The following is a 13,763-nucleotide window of genomic DNA, read 5'->3' on the forward strand; positions in this document are numbered from 1 at the left end:
CTGCACATGATGAACGGGAACAGTGGCGGGGCAGGCGACGGCGTGCGGCCGACGACGGAGAACGACTTCTCGGGGCGGGCGTCCGCCGTGGTCCAGGCATCGGCGATCCACGGCAGCGTGATCTTCCAGGCGCCGGCCGCTGCCGCGCCCTCGCCCGCGCCGGCCATGGCCCCGGCCCTGCCGTCCCGCTTCGTGCCCCGGGCGGCCGTCGAGCACCGGTTGCTCGCCGAGCTGCTCCGGCCGGGAGCACGGGATGTGGTGCTGTCCGGCGCCGGCGGCTACGGGAAGACCACGGCCGCCAGTTGGGCCTGCCGACAGCCGCAGACGCGCGAGCGGTTCCCCGGTGGCGTGCTCTGGGTGGAGCTCGGGCCGACCCCCGGCGTCCAACGCACCACCAACGCGCTGGACGGGCTCACCGCCGTGCTCGCCGGCTCGACCGCCGGGCCGCACCCCGATGTGCCGTCCGCCGTCGGGGCGTTCCGCAACGCGCTGCCCGACCTCCCGGTCCTGCTGGCGGTCGACGACGTCTGGAGCGAGGCCGATCTGCGCCCCTTCCTGGGTGCCGGAGACCGCGTCACGGTGCTCGCCACCACGCGTCGTTCGGGCCTGCTGGACGGCACCGAGATCCGGGTGGACGCGATGAGCGAGCAGGAGTCGGTGACCCTGCTCGGGCTGGCGGGCGAGGAACAGAACCGGGAGCCGGCGAATCGGAGGCCTGCGAGCCGGGAGCTGGCGCCACTGCTGCTGCGGGCCGGGCACTGGCCACTCGCCCTGGGCATGCTCGCCGGACTGCTCGGCAGCCTGGTCGATCGGCACGCCATGACGGTCACCGAGGCGGTGGCGGCCCTCACCGAGGAGCTGGCCGACCACGGCGTCAAGGTACTTGACGAACTGTCGGATGCCGGAGTGCAGCGTGGCATCGCCCGCACCGTGGAGCTGAGCCTGGCCGATCTGGCCGCCTCCACCGGCGGAACCGACTCCCGGGACCGCTTCGTCTCACTGGCCGCCTTCCCCAGCGGCACGGTGATCCCCTACTGGCAGCTGCAACGCCTGTGGGGCCTCAGCGAGTTGCGGACCCGCACCGAGGCCGACCGGTTCGTCAGCCGCTCCCTCGCCAGCGCCCCGCACCCGGGCGGCCTGCGCCTGCACGACGTGACACAGGACGCGCTGCGCCGCCAGCAGCCGGAGCGGCTGGCAGCCGTGAGTGACCGGCTCCTCGAGCTGCTGCGCCCCGCCGCCGGCTGGCACCAACTACCCGAGGAGGAACGCCCGTTCGCCTCTTCGCTCGCCTTCCACCTGCGTCAGGCCGGCCGACTGGACGAACTCGGCGAACTGCTCCGGGACATGCGCTTCCTGGTGGGCCGGTTGGCCAGGTCCGGACCGCCGGCCCTGGAGGCCGACCTCGCGCTGTACACCGAGGCGCGCCCGGACGACGGCTACGCCCTGGAGTTGGCGGCGCTGGTCCAGCAGGAGGGCCGGGTGCTCAGCGGCGGGCTCGCGGCGAAGGACCTCGCGCCGGGCCTGGAGAGCCGGATGCTCGGCCGCCCGCACCTGCTGGAGCAGGTCCAGCACCGAGCCCAGGCCCGCCCTGCCGGCGGCCTGGTCGCCTCGCACCCACTGCCGGACCGCCACGATGCCGCACTGCTGCGCTCCTTCCCGGTCCACGACGGGGGCCAGTGCATGGCGCTGGACTGGCATCCGGACGGCGCCCTGCTCGCCACCGCCGGCTACGGGCCGGCGGTGCAGATCGTCACCGCCGACGGCTGGGACGTAGTGCGGACGATCGACATTCCCGGCGCTGTCATCCACGCCGTCCGGTGGAGTCCGGACGGCACCCGGCTGGCCGTCCTCGGTGACACCGACCGCTTCAGTCCGGGCGCGCACAACGGGAACCCGCCACCCCCGACCCACGCCCTCTGCGTCTACGACGCGCTGAGCGGAGCCGAGCTCGCGGTGACGGCAGTGCCCGGCACCGCTCGGGTGAAGTCGCCCACGTGCTGCTGGGCACCGGACTCCACCGCCCTGGCCGTGAGCCTGGGCGGCCAGATGCACTTGTGGGACCTGACCTCCGCCACGGCGCCGCCACGGCCGCTGCCCGGGATCGAGTCTGCAGTGCCTGGCGAGGTCTACGCCTTCGACTGGCACCCCGACCACGGGCTGTTGGCCCACCTCTTCGCCCCGGCGCCCGATGGCGCGGGCCTGCTGCTCTGGTCGGATCCCCACAGCCCCAGCCGCCCGGCCGTCTGGCGCCAGCACTCGTTCTACGCGCCGGCGACCGGCCTGGAGTGGCGGCCTGCAGGCCGTAGCGTCGCCCTGACCGTCGCCGGTACCGCCGTTCTGGTGGATCCGGTGGCCGAGCAGGTGCTCTGGCAGCACGGTGAGCCCTGGCGGATCTGCAGCACGCAGTGGTCCCCGGACGGTGAGCGGCTCGCGGTCCGCACACTCGGCGACGATCCGCAGATCCGGGCCACCCTGTGGCAGGTGCCGACCGACCGGGATTTGGCGCTCGGCGCACAGCCGTCCCAAGCGGCGGAGCTCGCTGTGGGGGCCGACCACACGTTGTCCGACCTGCTGGTCTGGCGGCCGGCCGGCACCGCCATCAGCACCACCAGCAACGGCCACTCGGTCAACCTCTGGCGACCGGACGGCGCGGCAGCCGCCGACGCCAACGCGACCAGGCGCCTCGGCCACGTGATGTGGAGCCCGGACGGCCAGACGCTGGCGGTGCACGGCATCGGCCGGCAGTGGTATGCCCTGGACCCGCGAAATCCGCGCTCAGGACTGCGGCCGTGCCCCGAGCACCCCTACCGGCGGCGCGACCCCGCCACACGACAGGACTGGGCCGCCGAGATGGGCGCGCTCAGGGAGTGGGAGTCCCCGAACGCTCCAGGGCTCCTGGTGGAGTTCGCGCCCGACGAGCAGACCTACCTGCTCGGCCGCTGGTTCGAAGCGTTGCGGGTCCTCGCCCCGGACGGACGGGGCACCACGCTCCTCGACTCGGCCGACGACTTCCGACGCTGGTACCGGGGTTCCTTCACCCCGGCCGGCGACCGGGTTGTGGTAGCCGCCGCGGACAACTCCTGGCGCCGAACGGCCCTCACCCTTTGGAACCTGACCGGTGCGCCCGAGGAGCCACCCGTCGCCTCGTGGACGACTGACCGGGACGAGGGCCCCGGGCCGCGGGTCGCCCACGTCCGGCAGGTCACAGCGAGCCGGACCCACGCGGCCGTCGCCGCCGACCCCGGCCTGATCGGCCTCTTCGACCTCGCCGACCTGCGCTGCGTCTGCTGGATCCGCACCAACGGCATCGTCCACGACGCCGCCTTCTCCCCCTCGGGCGACGAGCTCGCCGTCGTCGGCGATGCGGGCCTGTACCTCTTCACCGTGCAGACCGAGACCACCGGGTAGCCCACCGCATGGCGTCGGGCACGCCGCCGCTCACTCGTCCTCCTCCTGCGCGATCCCCAGGGCCAGGTCCTGCAGGATCGCCTCGGTCGAGCTCGCGGAGTCCGTCTCGTCGTAGGCGTCCGCCACCGCCTCGAAGGCCAGCACGAACCCGGTGACCAGGGCGCTCAGCGGCTCGGAGAGCTGACCCAGGACGGACAGGCCCACCTCTTTCGCGTCGGCGTCGACCGGTACGAAGAAGTAGTCGGGGATCACCTCGCCGAGCAGGTCCGAGACATACTCCGCCCCGACGCCGCTGCGCAGTGCGGTGAGTGCCGCGATCGCCTTGAGTTTGATCTCGTTCTCGGTCATGGCGTCGCTCACACCGCGGTGCGCTCCGACATGGGCTGCTCGGTCCCCCCGACCTTCAGCACGCAGGCCAGCCCGAGTGCCCCGGAGGTGTCGTGCTCGATCCGCACCACGAACGGCCGGCCCGGTTCGCCCGGCAGCTCGCCGGCGAGCTCGCGGGGCAGCGCGCCCGGGCCGTGGGCGCGGTGGAAGGCGACTTCCTTGCCGTCGACCAGCAGCTCGGTCTCGGTGATCCAGCCGGAGCGGATGTTGACCGTGACGGAGTGACCGGCATGGACGTGGTGGAAGCTGTGACGACGGCGCATAGCGGCCTCCGATGTGACGCCTGCTGCCAGTCTAGGGGCGCCCGCTTCGCCGGGCGGGGAAGGCCGAGCCGGGGCATCCCGGGTAATCCGGTCGGCTTTCGGTGGGCGGACCTGCGAGACTGGGGATCATGACCACTGACCGCGGCAGCCTCGGGCTGCCCGTTTTCTCCGCGCCCGCCACCGACGAGCCGGTCCCGGCCCAGGCCGGTGCGCTGCCGCCGCCCCGGGTGGCGCAGGGTGCGGACTTCCGCCAGCCGCCCGGCGAGGAGGTCCCGGATGCCGCCCCCGCCGGTCGCCCCCTCGGCGGCAGCGGCCTGGTCTTCTCCGATCCCGCCCGGCAGATCTGAACCGTCGCTCCGACGGATCTGAACCGTCGCTCCGGCAGATCTGAACCCTCGCTCTGACCTGTCCGTGTCATCAGTTGGCACTACCTCGGATCTGACGCACCGTCACATCCGTTCCGTTCCAGCTGTGTTACGGAAAGGTCGAGTCACATGACGATCCCGCGAATCGGCAAGCGCCTGATCGCAACCGCGGCCGCGGCGGCCTCGCTCGGCGCCGTCGCCGTGATCGGCACCGCGTCCCCGGCCGCCGCCTCCACCATCAGCAACGGCAACGTCCAGGTCTGCGCCCAGGGCACCTACCCCGTCTATGCGCAGTTCCCCTACCGGGGCGGCTGGTCGACCACCATCGTCAACCCCGGTAACTGCTGGCTCCACTACGTGGGCGGCAACTCCTGGGAGCCGATCAACGTGTACGGCCTCTACCCCAACTCCAGCGCCACCTTCAGCCTGGGCACCTTCTGGTACGACGGTGCCGTGAGCGGCATCGGCATCGGCGGCGAGGGCACCCCCTGGCAGCACGACACCTACATCTGGTAGCCCTGCACCGGCAGTTGCCTTTTCCCGCTACAGCCGGCGGCCCCCGCCCGCCCCTCGCGGCCCCGCCCCGGCCACCCCCGCCCAGACGGTCTTGCCCGCCAATGCCGGGCGGGCGCCCCACTCGCTGGCCACCAGCGCCACCACCCGCAGGCCGTGGCCACGGGGGGTGGCCGGGTCGGCGGGCGGGGCGGGGTCCGGGAGGGCGGGGCTGCGATCGGTCACCTCGATCCGGATCCGGTCCGGTTCCCGGTACAGCGCCAGCTCGGTCGGCCCTCCGGCGTGCAGGCAGGCGTTGGCGACCAGTTCGGAGACCACCAGCAGCACGTCGTCCACCTCCCGCTGCCGACGACGGTCCAGGGAGGGCAACCAGCACCAGTCGACCAGGGTGTTGAACGCGAAGTCCCGGCAGCGCCCGACCGTACCGGCGAGCGGGCCGGTCAGCTCCAGGCGGCGGACCGCGGTCATGGCAACCGCGCCGGGCGCGGCTCCGGACGGCAGGCCGGCTCACCGGCGGCCGCCTTGAGCCGCCTCGGGCCGCGCAGCTCGCCCGTCCACCGCGTCTGCCTCATCGCCCTGCTCCTCCGCCCCGCTGCTCGCCGGTCGAAGCTTCTGCTGTCCATCCTGCCTGGTTCGGCAGCCGACCGGCGAGACCGGCACCCGGCCGGTCAGCGGGGCATTTCTCCGGCTTCGGCGAGGCGACCGGTGTCCGGGCGGGGTCTGGTGGCAGCCTGTGCCAGGTGCGTGCTTTCCCGACGGCGGCGCAGGTGCGACTGCGTGCCGCGCGCGACACGGTGGCCGAGTCCGTGGTTCCCCGGCTGCGGCAGCCTGCCGCCGAGCAGACCCTGCGGGCCACGGCGGCGGCGACGCTCTCGTACATCGTCGCGATCCACCTCAGCAATGAGCCGGCGCCGCTGACCGCACCGCTCACCGCGCTGCTGGTCGTCCAGGTGACGCTGTACTCCACGCTGGCCACCGGTCTGCGCCGGGTGAACTCGGTGGTGGTCGGGGTGCTGATCGCGATCGCCTTCAGCTCGGTCACCGGGCTGTCCTGGTGGAGCCTCGGGTTGATCATCCTGGCCTCGCTGACCGTCGGGCGGTTCGTCCGGGTCGACGAGTTCGTCAACGAGGTCGCGATCAGCGCGATGCTGGTCCTCGGGGTGACCCGGCTGGCCTCGCAGGCCTGGGACCGGGTGCTGGAGACGCTGATCGGCGCCGTCATCGGACTGCTCTTCAACCTGGTGTTCGTCCCGCCGGTCTGGGTGCACACCGCGGCCGAGTCGATCGAGGACCTGTCCCGCCGCGCCCGCCACCTGCTGCTGAGCATCGGAGAGGAGCTGGCCGGGCCCGTCCCGGTCGAACAGGCGGCCGCCCGGCTGCACGAGGCGCGCCGGCTGGACCAGGCGATCGCTGACGTGGACGCCGCGCTGCGGCAGGCCGAGGACAGCCTGCGGCTGAACCCGCGGATCAGCGAGGGCGCGGTGAGTCGGGCGGTGCTGCGCACCGGCCTCGACACCCTGGAGATCTGCGTCGTGGTGATCCGGGTGCTGGCCCGCTCGCTCACCGATCTGGCCAAACGGCGCGGCGACGACGAGCAGCTCTTCCCCACCGAGGTCACGGTGGCGCTGGAGGAGCTGTTGGGACACCTCGGCGGTGCGCTGGTCAGCTTCGCGGTCCTGGTGACCACCCAGGTCAGCCAGGACGCCAACGCCGCGGAGGAGCGGCTCGCCACCGAGCTCGCGGCCGCCTGGAGCTGCCGGGAGAACGTGGCGCAGATGCTGCTGCGCCGGGTGCGGCAGCATCCGGAGGCCTGGCAGTTGCACGGCTCCCTGCTGGCCGAGGTCGACCGGATCCTGGACGAGCTGGACCTGGAGCACCGGTCCAACCGGCTGATGGAGGAGCTCGACCGGGCCGTCGTCCGGATCCCCGACCGCTTCCCCGGGCTGGCCGGGCTCCGGCGGGCCGCGCGCGGCGACCGTCGCGAGTGAAGATCGGGTGGGGGTGGTTGCGCTTCCCCGGTGGCTATCTACTAAGTTACTTAGTGGATTAGGCGACCGCATCCGCGGCCGCCGCGTCACCGCGTCACCTCGAAGGAGCCTGCGATCCGATGGGAAGCCACCGAAAGCCGAGCCCGCCGCATCGCGTCCGCGTCGCCGTGCTGACCACGGCCGCGGCCGGCAGCGTCCTGCTGGGCTCGGCCGGCGGCGCGCAGGCCGAGCCCGCTCCGACCGTGGCCTCGGTCAAGGAGCAGGTCGACAGGCTCAACGAGCAGGCCGAGGCCTCCACCGAGAAGTACGACGGGCTCAAGGCCCGGCAGCAGCAACTCCAGGCCGACGCCGGCCGACTGCAGGACCGCGTCGCCGCCGGCCAGGACCGGATGAACCGCCTGCGCACCCAACTGGGTGCCGTGGCCGCCGCCGAGTACCGCAACGGCGGGATCGACCCCTCCGTCCAACTCATCCTCAGCTCCGACCCGGAGAGCTACCTGCAGCAGGCCGCCGCCCAGCACCAGGCGACCGACACCACCGCGGCGCTGCTCAAGGAAGTCCAGGGCGAGCAGCGCCGGATGGACCAGGACCGCAAGGAGGCCACCGCGACCCTCGCCGAACTCGACACCAGCGGCACCGCGATGGCGAGCGAGAAGAAGGACATCCAGGACAAGCTGGCCCAGGCGCAGGCCCTGCTCAACAAGTTGAGCGCCGCCGACCGGGCAAGGGTCAACGGCCAGGACGCCGCCGCCCGCGCCACCCGCTCCGCCGACCGCCCGAGCTACCAGGGCCCGGCGACCGGCCGCGCCGCCGACGCCGTCCGCTTCGCCTACGCCCAACTCGGCAAACCGTACGTCTGGGGCTCTTCCGGCCCGGGCTCCTACGACTGCTCGGGCCTGACCGGCGCCGCCTGGGCCGCGGCCGGTGTCGCCCTGCCCCGGGTCTCCCAGGACCAGTGGAACGCCGGCCAGCACGTGGCCAGGGCCGATCTCCAGCCCGGAGACCTGGTCTTCTTCTACGGCGACCTGCACCACGTCGGCATCTACATCGGCAATGGCCAGATGATCCACGCCCCGCGCACCGGCGAGAACGTGATGATCCTCGCGCTGGACAACATGCCTTCCTACATGGGCGCGGTACGTCCATGACGCATTGCGCCGGCGGCCGGCCCCCCGAGGGCTTGGTACCGGTCGAGGGCTTCCAGGGCGTCGGGCACGAAGGGCCGACTGCGGACGGCCTCGCGCAGTTCGTCCTCGGTGAGCCAGGCGTGCCAGGCGATCTCCGAGACGTCCGGCGTGATGTCTCGGCCGACGGTGGCTTCGTGGAGGCCCAGCCAGTAGGGGCTGATCGCGCCACGGCACAGGAACTTGAGGACGAATCGGGCGTCTGCCCGGACTCCGAGTTCCTCGCCGACTTCCCGGGCGGCAGCCGATTCGTAGGACTCGCCGACCTCCACGGCGCCGCCGATCAGCCAGTTGTACTGGCCAGGGAAGCGTGAGACGCCGTCAGGGCGCCGGTGCACCAGGATCCGTCCACCGGGGTCGCGGCAGACGCTCGTCGCGACCCGGTGCAGCCACCGGTTGCGGATGGCCTCGCCGCGGTCCACGACCGCCAGCACCTGGTCCTGTCCGTCGACCCGCTCCACCAGTTCTCCCATGACTGCACACGATGTCAGAGCGGACCGACACAGCGGGAGGGAAGTGGGGTGGACCCTTCCTAGTAGTTCGCTTACCGCTGGTTGCTGACATAGGGTCGGTCCCGGTCCGTGCAGGGGCGGGCCGGTCGCTTCGGAGGGGGTCTTCAGGTATGGCGTTGCGGATGGACAGGCACACGCTCAGGGGGATAGCGGCGGCGGTCGCCGCCATGGCGGTGCTGTCGGCGCCGACGGCGCCGCTGCTCAACAGCCTCCCCGCGGCCGCGGCCACGCCGGACCCGACGCAGGCCACGGGAGCGACGCCCACGCAGGCACCGAGCGGGGCAGCCGAAGCGCCGGCGGCGGACGGCGGCGCGGTCCACGACCTGCAGCAGCCGCCGAGCGGCGTGCCGGCGGCCGCGACACCCACCACGGGCTCCACCGGCGCCCCGGCCACGGCAGGCACCGCGGTCGAGGTGACGCCGGGTCACGGGGCCACGCTCCCCAGCACCGTGTTCGCGGCCTACCGCAACGCGCAGAACGTGCTTGCCGCCAGCGCTCCCGGCTGCCACCTCGACTGGTCGCTGCTCGCCGGGATCGGGCAGGTGGAGTCCGGCCAGGCCGACGGCGGCCGGGTGGACGCGACCGGCACGACCTACACGCCGATCCTGGGCCCGTTCCTCGACGGCAACGGCTTCGCGGCGATCCCGGACACCGACCACGGAAGCTACGACGGCAGCGCGCTCTGGGACCGGGCCGTCGGCCCGATGCAGTTCATCCCCAGCACCTGGGCTTCCTGGGGCACCGACGGCAACGGGGACGGCAAGGCCGACCCCAACAACGTCTACGACGCCGCCCTGACGGCCGGCCGCTACCTGTGCGCGGGCGCCCGGGACCTGTCCGTGCCGGCCCAGCTGGACCAGGCGGTCCTCAGCTACAACCGCTCCGACGAGTACCTGAGCACGGTCAAGAACTGGATGCGCTACTTCGGCGCGCAGGCGACGACGGTGCCCGACGCGGTCCGCCCGCAGCTCCCGGCACAGCCGGGCACGTCGGCGCCCGTGGCGAGCCCCGACACGAGTCTCGGCGCGACTCCCACCACGGGCCCGGCGGCCAGTCCGAGCGCTCCGGCGCCGAGCGCGTCCGCCTCTGCGTCCGGGTCGGTACCCGCGCCGGTGGTGACGCCGTCTCCGCGGCCGAGCGGCTCCCCGTCCGCCTCCGGCACGCCCTCGCCGTCTCCCTCGCCCTCCGCGAGCAGCAGCCCCACCGGCTCGCCGTCCCCCAGCCCGACGGCCTCGCCCTCGCCCGGCTGCCCGCTGCCCACCGGCACCCCCAGCCCCACCCCCACCCCGACTGCGACTTCGAGCGCCACGGCCACCCCGTCCCCGTCGCCCTCCCCCACTCCCTCCGGTCCTTCGGCGTCCCCGACCCCCACGCCGGTGACGCCCTCGCCGCTCCCCAGCGGCTGCCCCTCGCCCACCCCGAGCGCCTCCGCCTCACCCACGCCGACAGCCGCCCCGAGCCCGAGCAGCAGCCCGAGCAGCAGCGGGCACTGAAAACCACTCGGCCCGCCAGGCAGCGCCTGGCGGGCCGAGGGTCGATCACGGGCGGGTCAGCCCGCGTTGACCTTGCTGATCAGGACGCTGCCGGTACCGGCCGGCGCGCCGTGCGCGTCAACCAGGTTGACCTCGCCGAACAGCTGGCGACCTGCCGGGGCCGGGCCGGTCGCTAGGACCTGGGCCTGGACCGTGGCGGTACCGCCGGCGGCCAGCGTGACCGGGTCGGCGGCCGCGTTGACGGAGCCGAGCTGCGGGGAGAAGTACACGTCCCGGTAGTCGTAGCCGGTCGTGCCGCTCGGAACGCTGTAGCCGTCCACCTTGACGGTGTAGGTGCCGGCCGCCGGGTTGAGCAGCGTCACCGACTCCTCCGAGGTGCTGCCGGCCGACTGACCGACAAGCTTGCCGTCCAGGTAGACGGACAGGTCGAGGTCGGCCTTGGCGTCGTCCGGGTGGCCGATGGCGACGTTGAACCGGGAGACGCCCGCGGGCAGGACCACCGTGCTGGTCTGCGCCCCGTGGTTGGCGATGGTCGGCCGGGTGGTCACGGCGGAGCCCAGCTCACCGCCCTTGAGCACGCCCTGGAACGGGCCGTAGGCGTTCTTCAGGGTCCAGCTGACGGGGCTCGCGGCGCCCTGGGTGACCGAGTCCAGCGTCTGGACCTGGGGGTCGAACCCGACTCCGAGGATCTTGGCGTCGATCGAGTACGGGTTGGCGTCGGTGCCGGTGGTCCGGCGCGCCTCGGTGACGATCTCCCAGACACCGGCCTGCGGTGCGCGGTAGCTCCGGTTGGTCGGGCTGCCGCACTTGGGGCCGGGGGTGGCGTAGTTGGTCCAGCACTCGTTGCTGGCCGTCGGGTCGGCGGGCATGCCGTCCGGCGCGATGGCCAGGAAGCGGACCTGGCTGCCGGCCGCGACGCCGTCCAGGTTGACCGCGAGGGTCTTGGCGCCCTCGGGCACCGTGATGAAGTGCCGCTCGACCCGGCTGCGCGCCACGCTGCCCGAGAAGCCGGACTGGAAGTCCGGGGCGCTCAGGGCCTGGCCGACGATCGAGGTCAGCATGATCTGCTGGTCGATGCCGAGGGTGTCCTCGTCGTCCACCCGCAGGATCGCGCTGTGCAGGCCGGCGGACTTCGGGGTGGCCGCGACCTTGACGGTGACGGGCTGGTTGAGCGGCAGATCGACCTTGCGGCCGCCCTGGATCGCCCAGGTGCCGTCGTCGCCGGCGATGGTCAGGCGGTGGGTGATCGCGTCGGGGTCACCGGTGGTGCGGGTGATGGTGACGTCGTACACCGAGCGCTTGCCGACGGCGGGACCGCCGGCCGCGGCCGGGGCACGGTCGTAGACGCCGGCGCCGAAGCCGGGCGTGGCCAGGTACGGCGAAAGGACGCTGGTGGCCGGGGCCTTGACCGTGTACTCATGGACGTCGCCGGCGCCGTTCTCCAGGTAGTGCCAGGCCGCGTTGACGTCGATCAGACCGGCCCCCTGCTCGGCGGCCTGGTAGCCGGGCAGCCAACGGGCGCTGCTGGTGAGCGCGTTGCGCAGGGCGAGCGGAGTGCTGCTGACCCGGTCGTCGGAACCCTTGGCGTAGCGGTTGTCCTCCTTCGCCGCCGAGATCAGCAGCGCGGTGGCGCCGGTGGCCTGCGGGGACGCCATCGAGGTGCCCTGCAGCATGCCGTAGCCCGGGGGCAGTTCGTAGCCGGCGGCCGGGAAGGACGCGCCGGGCTCCCAGGTCGGGATGGTGTTCACCGAGGAGCCCGGGGCGACCAGGGTCGGCGTGAAGCCGCCGTCCTCGCGCGGGCCGCGCGAGGAGAAGGTGAACAGGCCGTAGTCCTCGGCCGACTTGGCGCCGTAGTTGGACGCCCAGGTCTCCCGGCTGATCGCCGCGCCGACGCTGATCACCTTCGAGGCGAGGCCCGGGTCGCCGATGCTGTTGAGGCCCGGACCGTCGTTGCCCGCCGAGATGACCAGCTGGACGCCGGTCTGCTCGATGATCTGGGTGTAGAGCCGGGAGCGGGCGCTGTTGCCGTCGTTGAGCACCGGCAGGCCGCCGATGGACATGTTGATGACGTCGACGCCGTGGTTGAGCGCCAGGTCGGCCATGCCCTCGGTCAGCGCGGTGGCGCTGCAGCCCGGGCCGAAGACGCAGGCGCGGGCCGAGATGATCTTCGCGCCGGGGGCGGCGCCGGTCATCCGGCCGCCGAACAGGCCGTTGGCGGCGGTGATACCGGCCACGTGGGTGCCGTGCTCACTGGCGACCAGGCCGATGTTCACGAAGTCGGCGTGCTTGCCGACCCAGGGGCCGCCGACCGGGGACAGGTCCACGTTCTTGCGGGTCTCGATGGTGAACGGGACGGTCTTGGCGATCGGCGACCTTGCGTCGACGGTGCCGAAGTGGCCGACCTGGTTGCTCTCCTTGTAGGAGGACATCGCCTGGTCGTCGGTGAAGTCGGCGTTGTCGTTGAGGTCGACCCGGACCTTGCCGGTGGCCGGGTCGTACAGCACGGCCCAGGAGTCGGTGGTGGTGCCGTTGCGGTTGAGGTCACCCGCCTCGTCGCCGCCGAGGGTGACGCTCTCCTTGAACAGGGCGATCTTGTAGTTGCCCGCCGGGGCCGTGTAGGTACGGCCCTTGTAGCCGAAGCTCGGACCGGAGACGTCGGTGAGCATCGGCAGCCAGGTACCGTCGCCGTCGATCAGCGGGTCGGTCTCGGTCACCCAGTCGACGATCTTGCGCTCGCCGGTGGTGGTCCACTGCAGGGCGGGGTGGGCCAGGTCGACGCCCGAGTCGAGGATGCCGATGGTGACGCCGCGGCCGTCCGCCTCCGGGTGGCGCTTGACGAAGTCCACCGCGCCGATGTCGTTGGCGGGCTGGTACGGGTTGGCCGCAGGGGTGTCGGCGCCCGGCGCCGGGTACTTGCCCGGCTCCGGCGTGGGGCCGGTGACCGGCTTCGGCCGGTGGTCCTGCTGCTGCGGCGCCGGGTTGGCCTCGTCGTGGAAGTACGGCGCGCCGACGGTCGGGGTCGGGACCAGCGCGGCGCCGGCCGCCGGCGAGCCGGTACCGCCGTCGCCCACGCCACTGTCGACCTTGGGGGTGCGGGTGGCGGCGGGCGCGGCGTCGGTGTCCGCGTACGGGTTCTCCATCGGCACGGACTCGTTGAGGTCGATGGCCTGGACCTCGGAGAGCTTGGTGGCCCGGCCGAGCAGCGCGTCGGCCTTGTCGGTGGCGACCGTGGCGCGGACGTAGCCGATCCGGTCGATGGTCTTTCCGACGCTGGCACCCGCAGCGGTCAGCTGCTCGGCGGTGGCCGCGGTGCTGCCGGGCTTCACCGCGAGCATCAGCGTGACGGTGGCGGCGCCCTCGGCCTTCGCCTGGGCGAGCAGGTCCGCGTCGTGTGCGCTCAGCTTGTCGCTGATCCCCGGCTTCGCACCACCGGGAGCCGGGGCGGGGCTGGAGTCGGCCGCGAAGGCCGAGGTCAGGCCACCCGCGCCCAGGGCGGCGACGAGGCTCGCCGCCAGGGTCGCCCGGGCGAGGCGTCGGTGGGAACGTATCTGATGCGGCATCGATATCCCTGCTCAGAGGCTACATTCGGATGATCGAACAGACTGCCGACTACTGGCCGTCCATTACCAGTCCTTGACTTGGCGAATCCC

At 72.9% G+C, this 13,763-nt stretch carries 11 protein-coding genes; 6 read left to right on the forward strand and 5 right to left on the reverse strand.

Features of this window, described 5'->3' with window-relative positions; translation table 11 throughout:
* The first annotated feature begins 9 nt into the window (after positions 1–9).
* A complete protein-coding gene (locus BR98_RS12920) occupies positions 10–3,408 on the forward strand; it encodes an NB-ARC domain-containing protein (protein ID WP_198042212.1) in 3,399 nt (1,132 codons plus the stop codon).
* 30 nt (positions 3,409–3,438) lie between these two features.
* Here the strand turns inward: BR98_RS12920 and BR98_RS12925 are convergent, their stop codons facing one another.
* Both BR98_RS12925 and BR98_RS12930 read right to left on the reverse strand, forming a co-directional pair.
* Positions 3,439–3,756 (reverse strand): hypothetical protein, encoded by a 318-nt coding sequence (locus BR98_RS12925; protein ID WP_157537726.1) that lies wholly within the window; start codon positions 3,754–3,756, stop codon positions 3,439–3,441.
* A gap of 8 nt (positions 3,757–3,764) precedes the next feature.
* Positions 3,765–4,058: a hypothetical protein gene (locus BR98_RS12930; protein WP_051969715.1), complete on the reverse strand. Its 294-nt coding sequence runs from the start codon at positions 4,056–4,058 to the stop codon at positions 3,765–3,767.
* Positions 4,059–4,186: 128 nt separating this feature from the next.
* Between BR98_RS12930 and BR98_RS12935 the strand changes: the two genes are divergently transcribed.
* Both BR98_RS12935 and BR98_RS12940 read left to right on the forward strand, forming a co-directional pair.
* Positions 4,187–4,405 (forward strand): hypothetical protein, encoded by a 219-nt coding sequence (locus BR98_RS12935; RefSeq protein WP_035844534.1) that lies wholly within the window; start codon positions 4,187–4,189, stop codon positions 4,403–4,405.
* A 147-nt stretch (positions 4,406–4,552) separates the two neighbouring features.
* Positions 4,553–4,939 (forward strand): hypothetical protein, encoded by a 387-nt coding sequence (locus BR98_RS12940; protein ID WP_035844536.1) that lies wholly within the window; start codon positions 4,553–4,555, stop codon positions 4,937–4,939.
* A 27-nt stretch (positions 4,940–4,966) separates the two neighbouring features.
* Here BR98_RS12940 and BR98_RS12945 read toward each other — a convergent pair whose 3' ends face one another.
* Positions 4,967–5,404 carry an ATP-binding protein gene (locus BR98_RS12945; RefSeq protein ID WP_035844539.1) on the reverse strand — a complete coding sequence of 146 codons (438 nt, stop codon included), beginning with the start codon at positions 5,402–5,404 and terminating at the stop codon, positions 4,967–4,969.
* A 305-nt stretch (positions 5,405–5,709) separates the two neighbouring features.
* On the opposite strand from BR98_RS12945, the gene BR98_RS12950 reads away from it, so the two are divergent.
* Together BR98_RS12950 and BR98_RS12955 are read left to right on the forward strand one after the other, a co-directional pair.
* Complete coding sequence (locus BR98_RS12950; protein ID WP_035851948.1) at positions 5,710–6,924, forward strand: FUSC family protein; 1,215 nt, start codon at positions 5,710–5,712, stop codon at positions 6,922–6,924.
* Between the two features lie 119 nt (positions 6,925–7,043).
* On the forward strand, positions 7,044–8,072 hold the full coding sequence (locus tag BR98_RS12955; protein WP_035844541.1) for a C40 family peptidase: 1,029 nt from the start codon (positions 7,044–7,046) through the stop codon (positions 8,070–8,072).
* Here the strand turns inward: BR98_RS12955 and BR98_RS12960 are convergent.
* Positions 8,048–8,581, reverse strand: coding sequence for an NUDIX hydrolase (locus tag BR98_RS12960; RefSeq protein ID WP_051969716.1), 534 nt, complete (start codon positions 8,579–8,581; stop codon positions 8,048–8,050). The two genes, BR98_RS12955 and BR98_RS12960, sit on opposite strands and share 25 nt — an antisense overlap.
* A 161-nt stretch (positions 8,582–8,742) precedes the next feature.
* Here BR98_RS12960 and BR98_RS12965 point away from each other — a divergent pair, with 161 nt between their 5' ends.
* A complete protein-coding gene (locus tag BR98_RS12965; RefSeq protein WP_232247393.1) occupies positions 8,743–10,113 on the forward strand; it encodes a lytic transglycosylase domain-containing protein in 1,371 nt (456 codons plus the stop codon).
* Between the two features lie 56 nt (positions 10,114–10,169).
* Here BR98_RS12965 and BR98_RS12970 read toward each other — a convergent pair whose 3' ends face one another.
* The gene (locus BR98_RS12970; RefSeq protein WP_035844545.1) at positions 10,170–13,673 is read right to left on the reverse strand and encodes a S8 family serine peptidase; all 3,504 of its coding nucleotides are present in this window, start codon (positions 13,671–13,673) and stop codon (positions 10,170–10,172) included.
* Between the last annotated feature and the right edge of the window lie 90 nt (positions 13,674–13,763).

Source organism: Kitasatospora azatica KCTC 9699 (genome assembly GCF_000744785.1).
Lineage (GTDB): Bacteria > Actinomycetota > Actinomycetes > Streptomycetales > Streptomycetaceae > Kitasatospora > Kitasatospora azatica.